We start from the raw sequence: 17,180 nt of genomic DNA on the forward strand, positions 1-17,180 counted from the left end.
ACTATAGATATCAATGGAATTTAAAAAAGATGACTCCTGTTGGATACAGAAATCATCTTCTTGATGTTGCCTAACTTTTTTCAAAATGTCCTTTACAAAGGGTACAGATTATATAGCTGGATTCCTTTTTCGTGAGACAAAATGAACAATTATAGTAACAATAATAACTATTCCTAAAAACAACAAGCTCACTAAGAAACCAAAACGCGTTGTTTTTTGTAATAGTGTTCCACTAACAGCTAGTGCAATCATAATAAGACCAATAATACTTTTTATCTGCATCCACCCTTTTGGATTCATTAGTCTCCAAAAGGAAAGAAGGATTAAACTCCATGTATATAACAACATTAATCCAGCTGCAGTTGTTACATATTCATATATATTTTTTGGTAGTAATAAAGCACTAAGGATAGAAGCACCAAGCCCCATTATAATAAGAATTAAAGCTGGAAACGAGATATTTTTCTTGTTTTTTTTCGCAAACATCGCAGGTGCATCACCTTCTTCAGCTAAGTTCATTAATACACTTGTCACTGCAAATAATGAACCAACTAACGTTGAAAAACCCGCTAAAATTAATACTACATTTAAAATAAATGGCACATACGGCAAATTATAGTCTTGTAATGCTATTACAAAAGGACTTTCTTTCGTATTAAACTGATTTAACGGAACCATCATAATTGCCAACCCTAAAGAGACTACGTAAATAATCGTTAAAATCATTAACATTACTCTCCCTGATTTTTGTGCATCTTTAGGGTCTTTCAGTCTTATTGTCATTAACCCCATAATTTCGATTCCTCCAAATGCATAAAATGCATAAATCAGAGAGGACCAAGTGCCTTTTAATCCATTTGGGAACCAATCTTTAAAATTCCGTGGAATTTGCGCCTTATATAAACCACCCTTTATAAATCCTAAAATAACCAAAATAGCAATCACAATGAACCCTATAATAGCCGCGATTTTTATAATAGCCATCCATTTTTCTAAACGTTCGAATATTTTTACCCCTATAAAAATAATTAATATAGCCGCTACTCCATATACAGCAGCAAATATCCATAGTGGTATTTTAGGGAACCAGTAACGTGAAAAGATTCCTAACGCACTTAACTGGCTGCCCATAATAAGCAACTCCGAACACCAATATGTCCATCCGTGACTAAAACCCGCCCAATTTCCAAAAGCTTTTCTTGAATAAATGCGAAACGATCCTTTTTGCGGATCTTCCACAGCCATTTTTGCCAATGCTTCAAATACAATATATGTAGTGAATCCAGTTAAAATCAAAATAAGAATAATTGAAGATCCACCTATTTTAATCCCTATACTGGATCCTAAAAAAAAGCCCGTTCCTATCGTACAACCAATTCCAATAAGTGAGAGTTGCCACCATTTTAAATCTTTTTTTTCTTTCGTTTCGTTCTTAACATCATGACAGGTCATATTACGATTCTCCTTTATTCATTTTGAGAATGTCCCTCATGATTACTTAAGTACTTTTCAGCAAGCTTTTCAACAACATCAACGACATCATGTGCCTTTATTTTATGGTTTGCTACTCTCTCACTTCCTACAGAAATCTCAACTGTAAATAACGCTTCATATTTCATTTTTTCTGCCCCTTTCGCATCAAATATAACCTCTTATCTTTTATCCTTTTATTTCACAAAAATTCATTATGTATTTAAAACCTCGAGAGTCTAAAAGTTAAACAAATAAAAATGTATGAGAAAGGAGAGACGGCATGCCTCTCCTTTATATCCATTTCATATATAAAATTAACGAGTAACGCCACCGCCAAGTTGTTGCTCAGCTAGTGATACAAGACGTTTCGTAATTTCACCACCAACAGATCCGTTTGCACGAGCTGTTGCATCTGCTCCAAGTTGTACGCCAAATTCTTGAGCAATTTCATATTTCATTTGATCAAGAGCTTGTTCAGCGCCACGTACTAATAATTGATTGCTACTTCCACTGTTATTGTTTGACATGTTCATTCACCTCCTTCTTTCTTTAATATGTTAAATTACATGCTAAAATATATAGCTAATTAATTGGTAATTACGACCGTGAATTCAAAGGTATAATTGATGCCCTTTAAGCCCAACATAATAGTGTATAGGAGAACGAAATACAATATACGTGCCATGGGATATTATAAATAGGCCTCCATCAGAAAATGAAACGGGTTACGCTATATAAAAGCATAACCCGTTTCTAATGAAATATTTTATTCCATATACGTTTAAACAATGGAGGAAAATGATGAAACATATTATTGCTTTATTAATTAAATACACAGCGATAACTGCAGTATTACTTATCGTACTCAGTATCTTTCAAGGCATTTCCATTCCTAGAGTATTACTCATTTCTCTTTTCTTAACAGGAGCTGCCTATTTAATCGGCGATCTCTTCATTTTACCTAAATACGGAAATACGATTGCTACAATGGCAGATTTCGGCTTAAGCTTCTTCGGAATTTGGCTTTTAACATACTTGTTTACTAATTTAGATGCTACTCGTAATATTGGACTTTCTTCATTCTTAGCCGCTTTAATTATTGGCGGAATAGAGGTTTTCTTCCACATTTATATGAAGAGGTTAGTACTGCGTAACGACGATGAATTAAGAAATCACAATCATATTCATCATGATAAATATGCTATGGAAATGTCAGATGAATATATGGATTCTTCTACAATAAATAAATCTAAAGTTGAGGATACATCTAAAAAATAAAAAAGTGGCCAATGCCACTTTTTTATTTTTGTTTATTAAGCTTGATCAGAGTTTTTCACATGTAATGGAGGTGGAACTACCCACCCTTTTTTCTTACTTAAACGCAGTAACGTTACACCTGCTTGCGCTTTTTTCATATGAAATTGTCCAAATAGCATTCCGACATCTTCTCGAAGACATTTTCCCATCACTTGACTACATGTCACAAGTCCAGCTGCTAATCCTGTAGAAACCGCTGCTGCAATTTCTGCATCATTAATACGTGCTCCAGGAGGAATGTCTTCAATAGATGCAACTGGTCGTTCTGGCGGAGCTGGCGGTAAAGCTACGCCATTAACTTTTAAAAGAGTTTTTAACTCTTCTATTTCTGAATTCATATCATTTTCAATTAAGCTTTCTAAAAACTTCTTCAAATCTTCGTCACCTGTATGATTCATAAATACTTGATGGCTTGCGATTCCACCTTGTGCGGCTAGAAGATAACTCCAAATATCAAATACTTCTCCGTAATGTAACGGTTCATTTTGAGGGTTTCCACTTAAAATACCCATTTTTAAATTCCTCCCTTTCGAAAATATCATAATCAATATTGATTTCAATATTGAAATCAAATTTTTAAGTATGCTTTTTCCTGCAAAAGCTTTTCTACTATGCATGGAAAACACCTTTCCAACACTGCGTGTTTATTGTTTAGGAAAGTCGTTTACAAATTAAATACCCAAAGATTATGAAAGAAGATTATCAATAATCTTTGAGTGAGAATCCATTTACTATAAGGGTTTTTATTTTTATACATATACAAAAGAAATTGATTTACATATTCGCTATATTTTATACGAATTCTCTTAGCGGTTAGCTCTACCACCAAGTTGTTGTTCAGCCATTGCAACTAAACGTTTTGTAATTTCACCACCAACAGATCCGTTTGAACGAGCTGTTGTATCTGCACCAAGTTGTACACCAAACTCTTGTGCAATTTCATATTTCATTTGATCAAGAGCCTGTTCAGCACCTCGAACTAATAATTCATTACGATTTCCACTATTATTGTTTGCCATATTATTTCACCTCCGATGTTTTTAATATGCGACAAATTATGAAATAATAATTATCCTTTTTATGGAAATTAGATTATGAATAATTATTGAGTTTCTTCTTAAAATAGGGCAAAAGATATAAGAAAGAAGAGTTGCTATAACATACTTTCATAACAACACTATGTACAGGTTTCTCTTTACTAAAAATTTATATTTTATCAAGAGATACATATAAAGTGAAATTTTAATCAGTGGGGTTTTGTTCATCCCCGGGTGATTATCAGCCCTCATCAATCGGGCTTTTACGGGCAGCCGGCAAATAGCGAGATAAATTATGAAAAATGATTCCTAAGGAGATATGAGATGAAAGCTGTAACCTATCAAGGACCAAACCAAGTACAAGTTAAACAGGTTGATGATGCAAAGTTAGAGAAAAAAGATGATATTATAGTAAAAATTACTTCAACTGCTATTTGCGGTTCTGATTTACATTTATATCAGGGCAACATGCCTTTACCTCCAGGTTACATTATTGGTCATGAGCCAATGGGCATTGTTGAAGAAGTTGGTCCAGATGTTACTAAAGTGAAAAAAGGAGATCGTGTTGTCATCCCCTTCAACGTTTCTTGTGGACATTGTTTTTATTGCCAACATGAAATGGAAAGCCAATGTGATAACTCCAATCCTCATTATGATTCTGGTGGATACTTTGGTTATACAGAGAAATTTGGTAACCATCCAGGTGGACAAGCAGAATATTTAAAAGTTCCTTTTGGAAATTTCACTCCATTTGTTATACCAGAATCATGCGAACTTGAAGATGAATCTTTACTGTTTTTATCCGATGTTTTGCCAACAGCCTATTGGAGTGTAATAAACGCTGGTGTTAAGCCAGGTGATACTGTTATCGTCCTTGGTTGCGGGCCTGTTGGATTAATGACACAAAAATTTGCTTGGATGCAAGGTGCTAAGCGTGTAATCGCAGTCGATTACTTAGATTATCGTATAAATTATGCAAAAAAGATTAACAATGTTGAGGTATTTGAGTTTACAAAATCCCCCGATATGGGAGAACATTTAAAGGAAATCACACATGGCGGTGCCGATGTAGTCATTGATTGCGTGGGCATGGATGGAAAAAAATCGCCACTAGAATTTCTAGAACAAAAATTAAAATTACAAGGCGGAACTCTCGGCCCTATTCAAATCGCTACGAAAGCCGTAAGAAAATATGGAACGGTTCAAATGACTGGCGTTTATGGTGGCAATTATAATGCATTTCCACTCGGAGCATTTTGGGTTAGAAATATTAACCTTAAAATGGGACAAGCACCTGTTATTCATTTTATGCCGGAACTATTTGAAAAAATAATAAACAAAGAATTCGATCCAAAAGAGATTATTACACACAAAATCCCCCTTGAAGAAGCGAGCTATGGTTATCAAATTTTTAATAATCGTGAAGATGATTGTATAAAAGTCATTTTAAAACCTTGAAGATACAATTTATTATTCTTAATAAAAAGATAAGATTACACTCCGTAATCTTATCTTTTTTATTAAATTGTAAGTAGCTATTCCCCCATTTTCATCTCATATCGAAAATAGTTATTTCCAAAAGAATTTGCATTTTGAGATCATGATTTATTGGTAAAAAAATGAATTTGAGTATTAAGTAACCAATTAGCGGACACGATAACAATGTTAACTAACTTAAAAGAGGTGTACTTCATGTTTTATTATAAAGAAGAACTGATTAATATTATCAAGCCGGACAAGCCAGATCCAGCTGCCGCAAAAGTTTTACAAGAAATATTAGGTGGGCATTATGGCGAAATGCGTACAATGATGCAATACTTCTTCCAAAGCTCAAATTTTAGAGGTAAAGAGAAGCAATATCGCGATTTACTTCGAGGTGTTTTTTTAGAGGAAATAAGCCATGTAGAACTTGTACAACATACAATTAATCAGCTACTAACTGGATCTGGTGAACCTACGCCAGGAAATGCTGGTATTGACAACGCACCGCTTGATGAAGCGGTTAAACATGCAAACCCTCACCACTTTATTGTAGGTGCTCAAAGTTCATTACCTGTTGATGCAGCTGGAAATCCGTGGAATGGATCTTGGGTATATAGTCATGGAAACTTAATTAGCGATTTACTAGATAATGTCGTACTTGAATCTACAGGCGTACTTCAAAAGACTAGAATTTATGAAATGAGTTCTAATCAAACATTTAGAGAAACTCTTGCATTTTTAATTGTACGTGATAATGCACATCAAAATGCTTTCGCAAAAGCTTTAGAGACATTGGGTGTTGAATGGGGAAAACTCTTCCCTGTGCCGAACTATGATATTAATAAATACCCAGAGTGCAGAAAGTATGTAGACATGGGATTCCATAACGCACAATTTAATTTTAGCTTAGATCCAACAAGAATGGGAGAAATATTCCAAGGTGAATCACCAAGTAGAAACAAAGGAACATTAGCAGTAACTGACCCGCCAAAAGGTTTTCCTGTACCAGAACTTCCTGAAATGCCAAATGAGCATAGTCCTGGATTAAAAGATATGGGTCTTTAAGATCATTATGGCCAACTATTGATTCATGGTTGGTCATAGTTATTTATAAAGATTCATGTAAACTTGTTGTTAACATGATAGGATGTTTTAATAAATCCTCTTTATTTAAAAGTGATGTTGATTATATTGCTGCTCCTCTTAATTTTGTTTCTATGAACCATTAAACGCCACTGTATACTTACTTATAATCTCCCTACCTCTATTCACGTATAACATCCTTATATTGTAAACAAAGAGGAGGGACTTCTCCCCCCTCTTCTTTTAATTTTTCTTTAAAAGAGTTGCTCCTGCAATCCCTGGGTGTGTCATTTCGAATGGATCTAGAATTAATTCTAAGTCTTCTTGTGACAGTACACCATTTTTCACACAAAGTTCTCGAACGGATTGCCCTGTCGCGATTGCTTCTTTCGCAACGCGAGCTGCTGCTTCATAACCGATATGAGGGTTCACGGCTGTAATAATTCCTACACTTTTCTCAACATACTCTTTTAAGCGATCTTCATTCGCTTCAATTCCTTTTAAGCAATTATCTGTAAAGGCACGGAAACCGTTATTCATAATGCTAATCGATTGCAGTAAGTTGAAAACAAGTACTGGTTCCATAACGTTTAATTCTAATTGTCCTGCTTCTGAAGCAAGGCAAATTGTATGGTCATTACCAATTACTTGGAACGCAATTTGATTAATTACTTCTGGCATAACAGGGTTTACTTTCCCTGGCATAATAGAAGAACCTGGTTGGCGAGCTGGTAACATAATTTCAGCTAAACCAACACGAGGACCTGATGCCATTAAGCGAAGGTCATTCGCAATTTTAGACATATTCATCATACATACTTTCAGTGCTGCAGATACTTCAGTATACGCATCCGTATTTTGCGTCGCATCTACTAAATCTTCTGCACCGACAAGCGGGAGTTCACTAATTGCAGCTAAATGTTTTACAACTGCTTCAATATATTCTGGATCTGCATTTAAGCCTGTACCAACTGCAGTTGCCCCCATATTTACTTCATATAAGTGTTGACGCGATTGTTGAATACGTTTCATATCACGTTCAAGTACGCGAGAATATGCTTTAAATTCTTGTCCAAGACGAATTGGCACAGCGTCTTGTAAATGTGTACGACCCATTTTAATCACATGGTCGAACTGTTCTGCTTTTAATTCAAATATATCGTGCATATAACCCATCGTTTGTAATAAGCCTTCTAATGCGTTTAATGTTGCGATATGAATCGCCGTTGGGAATGCATCATTTGTTGATTGCGCCATGTTTACATGACTATTTGGACTAATATAATGATAGTCTCCCTTTTCCATCCCTAATAATTCAAGGGCACGATTGGCAATGACTTCATTTGCATTCATGTTCATTGAAGTACCCGCTCCGCCTTGGATTGGATCTACGATGAAATGATCATGCCATTTTCCATCAAGAATTTCTTGAGCAGCTTCTGCGATGGCACCGCCCTTGTTTAATTCCAATCTTCCTACATCTGTATTGGCAAGCGCTGCAGCTTTTTTTACAACTGCGAACGCTTTAATTAAACTTTCATGAATTTTATACCCTGTAATCGGGAAATTTTCAACAGCGCGTAAAGTTTGAATTCCGTAATATGCCTCAATAGGTAATTCCTTTCCTCCCAAAAAATCATTCTCCACTCGCACGTTCTTGTTTGTCATTTCCATTTTAATTTCTCCCCCATATTAAATGTAAAACCTAAATAAATCATATGAAGTCATTACCAATCCTTATCAGATTTTATTGTTAAATCGTAGGCTAAAGGCTCTTCAATAATTTTTTTAATCTCTTCTAATTTATTAGTTTTCCCAAGCGCCCACATCAATTTTGCTATGATGGCTTCCGTATTCATATCTCCAGATAATATTACTTGATGTTGTGCCACTTTCCGTCCTACTTCATAGAGAAGTATGTCTTCTCCTTCTTCCAGGCATTGAGTAGTAATCACTACAGCAATCCCCATTTCAGTCAACTCTTGAATTTTCGAAAGCAAGTTCCTTCCTTCAAAAGGTAATCCACCGTTACCAAAACTTTCAATAATAATCCCTTTGTACAAATCTTTTAAACAATCAAATATCTCTGATTTTGTACCTGGATACAATTTCATAAGAAAAACATCCGTACATAAATTAGTATTTATTGAAAGTTCATTATGGGAGGACTTTGGCTTCCAATGATATTTCAGTTCATCTTCATTTACCTCAGCAACATATGGATAATTCACACTTTCAAATGCATCATAACTTTTTGTTCGCATTTTAACTGCTCTCGTCCCAATAATCACCCTACTATCAAAAACAATAAACACACCGCCAACATCCTCACAGGCAAATCTAAGAGCATCAGCTACATTTTTCTTTGCGTCTGTCTTTTTAAAACTAATAGGTACTTGTGAACCTGTTAAAACAACTGGTTTTCTTAAACCTTGAAGCATATAAGATAACGCGGAAGATGTATAAGCTAACGTATCCGTTCCATGTGTAATCACAAACCCGTCATAGTCATCATAGTGATTAAAAACAGCATTAGCTATTTCTTTCCAGTGCTCAGGTTGCATATTGGTACTATCAATATTCATTAAGATTTTGCAATCTATTTCTAAGTTTCGAGAAGACTTCGAAAAATAATTCAATAATTCCTCAGCGGACAATCCTGGAACAAGCCCCTCATTCCCCTCCACAGATGCAATTGTCCCACCAGTTGCAAGTAATAAAATTTTCTTCATACACAACCCCTCCATAAAATAAACAACGATATATCGTTCGCGTAATGCGTATTTATATTTATCATTATAGAACTTAATTTGAATTAATCAAGATTTTGTATTCAATACGCGTACTTTTTTTCTATTCTTGATTCTTTTTCTATGTTATAATTAATTTAATAAAATTAGATGGGGTATGAGACGAATGCTGGAACGTTTATCTAAATTAAGAAAAAATCAAAAATGGTCCTTACAAGAGACAGCAGATCGACTTGGGATTGCGAAAAGCACCTATGCCGGGTATGAAAATGGTTATAGATTACCTTCATTACAATCTTTATCAAAAATAGCCGATTTATTTGATACATCTGTAGATTATATATTAGGTCGAATTGAACATTCACATCAAAACAAAGATGTAATTGATATTACAAGACTCCTAAACGATCCAGATCCAACACTTTTAATAGATGGAGAAGCACTGTCAACAGAAGAGATAATAGATTTTATTGCTTTTGTGAGAAGTAAACGAGAACTAAGTTCCAAGAGAATAGAAAATATTGAACCAACATGTAAAAGTTGATTCAATAAAAAACGAAGACACTGTACTCTTTAAACTTAGAAATACTTAGACAATTAATTTGCAAACGGTTTATATAATGAATTCTTAGCAGCTGGCCTCATTCGGGGACTTATACTTGGAAATAATCCCATTGGTTATATGATTCAATTATTTTTCATCATTTGTGTAGTGGTAGCAGCTATTTTCGGAGGTTTCACATCCAATAAATCAATTATCATGAAACAAGGATTTCTCGCTATTTTAGCGTTGCTTGCCCTTTTATCTGTCATATAGAACTAAAGCTTTTCAATAAAGGAACTCACTTTTGAAGAATACGCCATTCTTTCTGTAGATTTATAAGAAAGAATGGCGTTTTTGTATGTCTATTTCTGTATCGAAAGAATTTGAAAGTATAACAGAATTCAAACAAGAATTAGCAAAGTAGATAAAGTACTATAATCATGAAAGAATCAAGGAAAAATAAAAGGAAATGAATCCAGTATTGTACTAGGCTCATTCCCTAGAGACTACTTAATAAACCGACCTTTCTAACTTTCGGGGGCACAGTCTAGTTGAAGTGCTACAACTACTTTAAAGTTAAGTGTTTAACTTTGAAGTACTTAATTCTTTTTTCCAGACAAAGCATACATTATATCTTGATGCTTTATTGTCCTCTTATAATTATGTGGTATCGGGAATTTGTTTCGGTGTTCTTTTATTATAATTATGATTACTATAAGTGATAAAGCTACAGGTATAAAAACGATTAACAAAGCATCTTAATGTTTATGAAATTCTTTGTTAATCGTTTCTCTTCTCCCTAATCTCCTGCGAGACTATATTTTTTCATTAAAATTCCCCATATCTTATTTGATTTATTCTGTAACACCAGATTGGGTTACTTTTACATCAGCTGTTACACGAAAACGTAATTGTTTATAGGATTCTTCCCATTCTTGACTGTTCCATTTTCTTACGTGAGTTCTACCAAGCTTTCTAAGTCCTATAGGATCTGTGTCTTTTTTAATAAATCTCTTTATCAATGTAGTTGCTTTTTTCTCTATTTCTTTTTCCATAATTTTTTCTAATTTTTTTATTTCTTTAGGATTATCTAGATTTTTTGTTTTTGTAAATTCTTGAATTTCAGCTTTAACTTGAATATGAGCATTTACGAATGGATGCTTACTATTCCCCTCCATCTTATATTTTGTTCTAGCTTTTATATTCTCTATCGTGGCGTAAGTATTTGGGGAACCAGGTAGTTTGAATTGGTATGTACCTTGTTTAAAATTATCTGTCAACAATTTAAATACAAATAAATCTTTAGGGTTTACTTTATCAACCATTTTACATCTTTTAAAAAGTGCTATTCCATCTAACTCCAACACATTACCTTTTTTAGATATTATCGGTAAATATGAATCTCTCGCATCATCATTAAGTTGGTTTAAAAACATAAAAAAATTTGTTTTTGGCTGCGTTCCATTATCTATATTTTGCTCCAGTAAAGAGGATAGATAGGAAGCAATTTCTTTTTCTTCAGAATAGTTCCCCTTTAATAGTGATTCCCCTTTTACATTTGTAATTGCTAAATAAATTGCATTTCCTACACTAGGATTTCGATTCAAAGTCTCTAAAATTTCCTGCATTCCCTTTTCAATTATTTTTTCATTAAATATAATAACACGCAATTGCCCCAACTCTAGAGGTCCAGAAGATTTTTCGGATGCTCTTGCAAGAACTTCTCTACCAGTCTGGCCTGATGCTGAATAGATTTTCGTTTCACCTTCCCCGCCTCCTTTATAAGCTGAAATCGCAAAGGTTCCTTTTAGCTTACCTTTTGCTTCGGTATCATATGCCGCAACTTGAACTAAGTCAATGTCATCCACAATTTTCGTTTTAGCACAACCTATTAAGAAGACACTTACTATAAGGAAAAGTATCCATCGCTTCATGTTTATCTCCTTAACTTTATTTTGGCGGTTTGAATTAGCCATAGTACAGGTAGGTATACATATATATATATAAAGCCCATTTGACCTGTCCAAGTATTTAATAAGTTAATTTTATTACGGTTATTCAAGAAAAATGATAAAACAAAGATGAATAGGATGATAACTGGCAAAACATATTTTTGCTTTATTCCCAGTGCCTCTTTTATACCACGACTTACTCCCCATAATGTAAAGGAAACATTGGGTAATATAAAAAAAGCCCAAACAGAAACAATAATGTATTCAAACCGCTCTATAAAGGGAAATTGTATAATTTTAATCATGCTTAAATATGCCCATATCGCACTCGCTAGTTGTTTTTCACTAAAAAACGCAAGAGTTAAAATCATAAGGTATGTGTAGACAATAGTCGTTACTAAATTTGCATAGTGCGCATATTTTTGAGACGTTTTTGCCTTTTTAATAAATGGGTAGTACAGCAATAACATTTCAAATCCAAAAAAACTAAACATATTTCCTTTCATTCCTTTCATAATTTCTAGGAATGAATGCTGTGCAATTGGAAATAAATTTCGGAAATCTGCATACTGCAAAGGATAAAAAAATGTGAAGATTAGAATGCTTGGGATAACGATTCCAAAGAAACCGATTCCGGCAACTACACGAAATCCTCCAGTAACAATGTAATAGCATAAACCCAAAAAAGCCCCAGCTATAACCCAAGATGAAATAGAAGGAAACATCCAAACATGTACTACTTCGATATAAGTATGTAGTGTTGTTGCACCTAACAATACAATATAGGATAAAAAAATGAAGTTGAATATTCCACCAATCCATTTTCCAAGTACGTTTTGATTGATTGCAATGATGTCTCCATTACCCTGATTTAAAATCTGATATATGATCCAAATCATAAGATTAACAGATATTCCAAAAAGTAGCGTGCTAATCCACGCATCATTTCCAACTAATTTTGCACTAATCCTTTCAAAACCAAGCATACCAACCCCCATCTGTATAGTAATAATTAAAAAAAATACCATATATGGAGAGACTTGATACTCAATTGGGATCTGTTTCATAATGCTCCTCCCTGTTAAATTCAATCATCAAAATCATTTCTTGATAGTATTTTATTTTTCTCTACCTCTTCTGGATTAAAGCGAAAACGCTGTTTAGACCTTGAAAAAATAGGACGTCGAAACATCGCTGAAATCGGCATACGTACAATACTGTCTTTCCAATCTGTAAGGCGTGTAGGATAAAAAGGAAACAAATAAGGACGTCTTAATGATTCTGTACGTAATAAACGTGCTAAAAGCAAAGAGCTTGTTAAAACAATTCCTAATAAACCCAACAGGTGTGCGGCGATTATAAAAGGAAAACGAATTACTCGAATTGTATTACCAATTCGATATATTGGTGCTGTAAATGAGCTAAGGGCTGAAAGTGCAACAATGATAATAAGTACATTACTTGTAAGACTTGCCTCTACCGATGCCTGTCCAATTACAATACCACCTACTATACCGACAGTTAGACCCACTTTAGTTGGTAAACGTGCCCCCGCTTCTCTCAGTAATTCAATCGTTATTTCTAAAAAAAGTGCTTCAATAACTGGAGGAAAAGGTACTTTACTTCTCGATATGATTAACGTTTCAAGAAGTTCTCTCGGAATTAGCTCGTAATGATATGTTAAAATTGCAACATATAATGGAGTTGTTAAGACAGAAAAAATAAAAGCAAAAAGCCTTAGCAGTCGAAAAAAGGAGGAAATAATCCAAGGCATGGTGTAATCTTCTGTCGTAGAAAAAAAGTCAATTAATGTTGTTGGAAGAGTGATAGCATAAGGCGAGCCATCTACAAAAAGTGCAATTTTCCCTTCTGCTAATACAGCTGCCACACGGTCCGGACGTTCTGTATTCAAAAATTGAGGGAATATAGAATTCGGGTTGTCTGCAATTAACTGCATCAAATAAGTACTATCCAAAACATGGTCTGTTTTTATTTGACTTACCCTTTTTATAATTTCTTGTAGATTTTGATCATTTACAATTCCCTCAATAAATACAATCGCAACAGTTGTGTTAGAGAGAGATCCTACTTTCAATTCTTTCATTTGTAAATAAGGTGTTGGAAGCTTTCTACGTACTAAATTTAAATTTACATCTAAATCTTCGACAAATGCGATTTGCGGACCCACAATATTGTATTCAATTTCGGCTTTTGTAATATCCCTTTTTTCTTTCTTTGACACATTTACTAACAAACAATTTAATTTATCTGTATCGAACTGAATCAGTATATAGCCATTTAAAATACTATCCTGAATATCTTCCATTTGATTTGTTATTTTTGAATTCTCAAAAGGTAAGACAGAGTGAATATCTTGTAACGAATCGAAGCTCTTCTCTTTTATATAAGTCAAAACCTCTTCATGAAATATATTTACATCGATTAATGTTCTAAAATATGAAATGACTATAGAGGAATTATTAGAAGCAATTTCCAACGTTATAAAATCTTTAGATTTTTTTAGTAATTTCATTAAATCCTGCAAAGATTCTATAGAGTAAACAGATATTCTTTCATGTGGTTTCAATTGATAATACCCTTTCTTTCAGAAAGAAACTATATATAGTTTTCAGGAAATGGCTATTTTTAAAATTAGGGATGGTGATATGTAAATATACTTATTGAATTAATAATAACGCCTTTGAAAATAACTTAACCAAAATTAGTTAAAAAATGTATTAAAAGTAAAAATAAGAAATGTTTTCGAGCATAATTACAATATTAAAAACATCCTTTCTTTTAGTTCTAAAGAAAGGACGTTTTTATAACAAGCTTTTTCAATTGTCTATTCTATAGGGTAAATTTACCAGTGTTCTTCTCTTTATTATTTCATTAAGTAACATTAGCATTACATTCTGTATGGTTTCTTTAAAAATTTCAGTAAAAGAATATATTAATTTTGAAGTGTACAAATAGGGAGAGTGACTTCAACTGTAGTCCCCTTATTCACTTCACTCTCAATAAATACCTTTCCCTGATGTGTTTCAATGATTTTATAACAGATCATTAACCCTAAGCCAACCCCCTCTTCTTTAATACTATAAAAAGGTTCTCCAAGGTATGGTATACGTTCTTTTGGAATCCCACACCCTTGATCGATAAAACGAATTCTTACTTGATTATTATCAAGTATATTTATTTGAATCAGAATTTCCCCTCCCATCGGCATAGATTCAATTGCATTTTTTAATATATTAACAAATACTTGTTTTAATTGATTTCCTTCACATGAAATCAATGGAATACCAGGGTTAAGATCGATTCTAAATTTTATATTATGCATCATTGCTTGAGGTTGTAGTAGCATTAAAACTTGATCCATTAGCACACTAATATCATTAGGTTGTATTTTTACCACCTGTGGTTTGGCTACCGCCATAAATTCAGTTGTTATGCTCTCTATACGCTCAATCTCTGATGATACTATATTAATATAACCCTGATTATTCTCATTTTCTGTTGATTTTAGTAATTGCATGAACCCTTTCATTGCAGTTAATGGATTATTAATCTCATGAGCCATTGCAGTCGCTAATTGTCCTACAACAGCAAGTTTTTCAGATTTTCGTAATAATTCTTCTGTTTTTAGCCGTTCAGTGATATCACGAGAAATACTTAGGAAAACCTTTTTACCATTTAAGTTAAAAACACGAACACTAAACTCAGCTGTTATTACTTTTCCTGTTGGAAAAACATATTCATCTTGCAAAGTGAAGGAAGTTTGTCCCTTTTTAATTTTTTCTAATAGCCTTACGATCATTTGAGAATCTTGTGGTACTATATTTGAAAATGATAATGAGAGCAACTCTTCTCTACTATATCCAAATCTTCTACACCCAACAGGGTTCACCTCAATAAATCGACTTGGAGCATTATCTTCATTCAGCTCTACTACATATACCGCATCAGTTGCTTGTTCGATTAGTGCACGGTACTTCATTTCACTATCTCTTAATTGCCGGTGTAATCGATGCCGTTCTCTTTCTGCTTGTTTTCTTTCAGAGATGTCTCTACATATTGCTGATAAAGCTATCACATTTCCTCTTACATCTAGTATAGGAGAAACTGTCAGACTAACATCAAGAAGACTCCCATCGCTCCTTTGTCTAACAGTTTCTAATCTAGTAACCACAGATTCACCTGTTAGAATTTTCTGAATATTTTCGAGCGATTCTTCCATTAAAAAATCTGGTACACAAGGTAATCTCTTACCTATGATTTCTTGTGATGACCACCCAAATATCTTTTCATAAGCTTTATTGGCTTGTAAAATATGCCCTTCTCGATCAGAAATGGTAATAGCATCTAGATTGTGCTTTATAAATGATTCCAATAATTCTTTGGTAGCGCTTAATTCTGATTCTACCTTTTTCCTTTCGGTTATATCAACTGTAGAACCAACAACTTCAATAACTTGTCCATTTCGTTTAATCGGCCTAAGCGCAATAAGAATAATAGTTTTATCATTTGGCCAAGGTAATTCAAATATAATTTCTTTTCCTTCCCATGCCTGAAGATAGTACTTCATCAATTGTGGAACTAAATGTGGAGGAACAATAGAAGCATCAATAGTACGTAAGCTTTTTCCTACCACCTGTTCAGAATAAAATCCGTTTTGATAATAAAACTGTCCATCACATAAAGTGTGTATAAAGTGCTTATCCACTTTTTTAAATTTAAAAATTCCTCCTTGAAGCTCATGTACGGTATCTGCAAGTTCTTGCTCCGATTTTTTTAATTCTCGATTCATTTTAGATAAGTCCTGTGTTAAATAATACAATCTCTGGTAGGCTTCCATAAGGAATAGCCCAATTAAAAGTCCTAACGCTATATATAATAGGCCTCCTGTGTAAAGTAATGTAGTATTAAATAATACGCCAACTAACCACTTTATTCCAATAAAAACAGAAAAATATAACGATGCACTTTTAAAAGGATGTAGTTTTTTAAAATAAGTTTTAAAAGTAGAAAATAGAATCCCCATACCTAAATAAGCAATCACAGGAGGTTCCCAATACCCTCCAGTGTAAAAGATACGCATTACAATTATGCTAATTAACGTAATCCAACCAGCAATACGACCAAAGTAAATAAAAGATAGAATAAGAGGAACAACTCGAAGATCGTAAGAAAATCCCATGTATGGAAAAGAAAAGAACATTAACGTAACTGCAATAATCCCTCCATAGAGCTTTTCGAAATATCGACTAGAATTAATTGTAAACACTTGAATAAATATTGCTGCGCTAACTAATAAAGAAAAAATAGAAAGGTTGATGAAATAATCTTTAATAATCATGTAATGTCCCTCCTTGCATTAAGTGTATTCGACAAAAAAGCTAAAAATCCTACAAATTGTATAAACAGTTCAAATGCATAAATTTTAAACTAGGATAAAATCTGGAAAAGTAAATAAGGAGCACAGCAGATGAGATATTTTAATGAAAAATAGTTCAAAAAAGATAATAATAGTAACCGTTGA

At 33.5% G+C, this 17,180-nt stretch carries 16 protein-coding genes and 1 pseudogene; 6 read left to right on the plus strand and 11 right to left on the minus strand.

The window, feature by feature from the left end; all coding sequences use genetic code 11:
• Positions 1-74: IS3 family transposase (locus tag MR167_RS33350; protein WP_325782561.1), on the plus strand; the 74-nt coding region annotated here is incomplete at its 5' end.
• 34 nt (positions 75-108) lie between these two features.
• On the opposite strand, the gene MR167_RS13415 is transcribed toward MR167_RS33350, so the two are convergent.
• The 3 genes from MR167_RS13415 to MR167_RS13425 all read right to left on the minus strand — a co-directional run bounded on the left by MR167_RS13415 (position 109) and on the right by MR167_RS13425 (position 2,000).
• Complete coding sequence (locus MR167_RS13415) at positions 109-1,452, minus strand: amino acid permease (protein ID WP_000128224.1); 1,344 nt, start codon at positions 1,450-1,452, stop codon at positions 109-111.
• A 14-nt stretch (positions 1,453-1,466) separates the two neighbouring features.
• Positions 1,467-1,619 (minus strand): hypothetical protein, encoded by a 153-nt coding sequence (locus tag MR167_RS13420; RefSeq protein WP_000872954.1) that lies wholly within the window; start codon positions 1,617-1,619, stop codon positions 1,467-1,469.
• A gap of 168 nt (positions 1,620-1,787) precedes the next feature.
• On the minus strand, positions 1,788-2,000 hold the full coding sequence (locus MR167_RS13425) for an alpha/beta-type small acid-soluble spore protein (protein ID WP_000069660.1): 213 nt from the start codon (positions 1,998-2,000) through the stop codon (positions 1,788-1,790).
• A 274-nt stretch (positions 2,001-2,274) separates the two neighbouring features.
• On the opposite strand from MR167_RS13425, the gene MR167_RS13430 reads away from it, so the two are divergent.
• Positions 2,275-2,751 carry a YndM family protein gene (locus MR167_RS13430; protein ID WP_000680463.1) on the plus strand — a complete coding sequence of 159 codons (477 nt, stop codon included), beginning with the start codon at positions 2,275-2,277 and terminating at the stop codon, positions 2,749-2,751.
• Positions 2,752-2,786: 35 nt separating this feature from the next.
• On the opposite strand, the gene MR167_RS13435 is transcribed toward MR167_RS13430, so the two are convergent.
• Positions 2,787-3,302 carry a DUF3231 family protein gene (locus MR167_RS13435; protein WP_000512139.1) on the minus strand — a complete coding sequence of 172 codons (516 nt, stop codon included), beginning with the start codon at positions 3,300-3,302 and terminating at the stop codon, positions 2,787-2,789.
• Positions 3,303-3,596: 294 nt separating this feature from the next.
• Complete coding sequence (sasP, locus tag MR167_RS13440) at positions 3,597-3,809, minus strand: small acid-soluble spore protein, SasP family (RefSeq protein ID WP_000002833.1); 213 nt, start codon at positions 3,807-3,809, stop codon at positions 3,597-3,599.
• A gap of 342 nt (positions 3,810-4,151) precedes the next feature.
• On the opposite strand from sasP, the gene MR167_RS13445 reads away from it, so the two are divergent.
• The gene (locus MR167_RS13445; protein WP_242314809.1) at positions 4,152-5,285 is read left to right on the plus strand and encodes a zinc-dependent alcohol dehydrogenase; all 1,134 of its coding nucleotides are present in this window, start codon (positions 4,152-4,154) and stop codon (positions 5,283-5,285) included.
• Between the two features lie 234 nt (positions 5,286-5,519).
• Entirely contained in the window at positions 5,520-6,374 is an 855-nt protein-coding gene (locus tag MR167_RS13450) for a manganese catalase family protein (RefSeq protein WP_000500352.1), read from the plus strand.
• Between the two features lie 261 nt (positions 6,375-6,635).
• Here the strand turns inward: MR167_RS13450 and aspA are convergent, their stop codons facing one another.
• Together aspA and ansA are read right to left on the minus strand one after the other, a co-directional pair.
• Positions 6,636-8,066, minus strand: a complete 1,431-nt coding sequence (gene aspA, locus MR167_RS13455; protein WP_042598234.1) for an aspartate ammonia-lyase — start codon at positions 8,064-8,066, stop codon at positions 6,636-6,638.
• Between the two features lie 53 nt (positions 8,067-8,119).
• Positions 8,120-9,124, minus strand: a complete 1,005-nt coding sequence (ansA, locus tag MR167_RS13460; protein WP_242314811.1) for an asparaginase — start codon at positions 9,122-9,124, stop codon at positions 8,120-8,122.
• 184 nt (positions 9,125-9,308) lie between these two features.
• On the opposite strand from ansA, the gene ansR reads away from it, so the two are divergent.
• Both ansR and MR167_RS13470 read left to right on the plus strand, forming a co-directional pair.
• Entirely contained in the window at positions 9,309-9,686 is a 378-nt protein-coding gene (gene ansR / locus MR167_RS13465) for an HTH-type transcriptional regulator AnsR (protein WP_000893569.1), read from the plus strand.
• A 57-nt stretch (positions 9,687-9,743) separates the two neighbouring features.
• A pseudogene (locus MR167_RS13470) lies at positions 9,744-9,959 on the plus strand (DUF1304 domain-containing protein); the annotation flags it as partial.
• A gap of 581 nt (positions 9,960-10,540) precedes the next feature.
• Here the strand turns inward: MR167_RS13470 and MR167_RS13475 are convergent.
• From MR167_RS13475 to MR167_RS13490, 4 genes are all read right to left on the minus strand, one after another.
• The gene (locus MR167_RS13475; RefSeq protein ID WP_000832875.1) at positions 10,541-11,620 is read right to left on the minus strand and encodes a Ger(x)C family spore germination protein; all 1,080 of its coding nucleotides are present in this window, start codon (positions 11,618-11,620) and stop codon (positions 10,541-10,543) included.
• A 2-nt stretch (positions 11,621-11,622) separates the two neighbouring features.
• Complete coding sequence (locus MR167_RS13480; protein WP_000809703.1) at positions 11,623-12,705, minus strand: GerAB/ArcD/ProY family transporter; 1,083 nt, start codon at positions 12,703-12,705, stop codon at positions 11,623-11,625.
• A gap of 20 nt (positions 12,706-12,725) precedes the next feature.
• On the minus strand, positions 12,726-14,225 hold the full coding sequence (locus tag MR167_RS13485; RefSeq protein WP_000802307.1) for a spore germination protein: 1,500 nt from the start codon (positions 14,223-14,225) through the stop codon (positions 12,726-12,728).
• Positions 14,226-14,591: 366 nt separating this feature from the next.
• Positions 14,592-16,997, minus strand: coding sequence for a PAS domain S-box protein (locus tag MR167_RS13490; protein ID WP_000584294.1), 2,406 nt, complete (start codon positions 16,995-16,997; stop codon positions 14,592-14,594).
• Positions 16,998-17,180 lie beyond the last annotated feature (183 nt).

It is taken from the genome of Bacillus cereus group sp. BfR-BA-01355 (genome assembly GCF_022663675.1).
Taxonomy (GTDB): Bacteria; Bacillota; Bacilli; order Bacillales; family Bacillaceae_G; genus Bacillus_A; species Bacillus_A thuringiensis_S.

Excerpts from the sequence above, each read along its gene's own strand:
- MR167_RS13480 (WP_000809703.1), bottom strand. The coding sequence starts at position 12,705 with ATGAAACAGATCCCAATTGAGTATCAAGTCTCTCCATATATGGTATTT.
- MR167_RS13450 (WP_000500352.1), top strand. The coding sequence starts at position 5,520 with ATGTTTTATTATAAAGAAGAACTGATTAATATTATCAAGCCGGACAAG.
- MR167_RS13415 (WP_000128224.1), bottom strand. The coding sequence starts at position 1,452 with ATGACCTGTCATGATGTTAAGAACGAAACGAAAGAAAAAAAAGATTTA.
- MR167_RS13425 (WP_000069660.1), bottom strand. The coding sequence starts at position 2,000 with ATGTCAAACAATAACAGTGGAAGTAGCAATCAATTATTAGTACGTGGC.
- MR167_RS13420 (WP_000872954.1), bottom strand. The coding sequence starts at position 1,619 with ATGAAATATGAAGCGTTATTTACAGTTGAGATTTCTGTAGGAAGTGAG.
- ansA (WP_242314811.1), bottom strand. The coding sequence starts at position 9,124 with ATGAAGAAAATTTTATTACTTGCAACTGGTGGGACAATTGCATCTGTG.
- aspA (WP_042598234.1), bottom strand. The coding sequence starts at position 8,066 with ATGGAAATGACAAACAAGAACGTGCGAGTGGAGAATGATTTTTTGGGA.
- MR167_RS13475 (WP_000832875.1), bottom strand. The coding sequence starts at position 11,620 with ATGAAGCGATGGATACTTTTCCTTATAGTAAGTGTCTTCTTAATAGGT.
- sasP (WP_000002833.1), bottom strand. The coding sequence starts at position 3,809 with ATGGCAAACAATAATAGTGGAAATCGTAATGAATTATTAGTTCGAGGT.
- MR167_RS13430 (WP_000680463.1), top strand. The coding sequence starts at position 2,275 with ATGAAACATATTATTGCTTTATTAATTAAATACACAGCGATAACTGCA.
- MR167_RS13490 (WP_000584294.1), bottom strand. The coding sequence starts at position 16,997 with ATGATTATTAAAGATTATTTCATCAACCTTTCTATTTTTTCTTTATTA.
- ansR (WP_000893569.1), top strand. The coding sequence starts at position 9,309 with ATGCTGGAACGTTTATCTAAATTAAGAAAAAATCAAAAATGGTCCTTA.
- MR167_RS13435 (WP_000512139.1), bottom strand. The coding sequence starts at position 3,302 with ATGGGTATTTTAAGTGGAAACCCTCAAAATGAACCGTTACATTACGGA.
- MR167_RS13445 (WP_242314809.1), top strand. The coding sequence starts at position 4,152 with ATGAAAGCTGTAACCTATCAAGGACCAAACCAAGTACAAGTTAAACAG.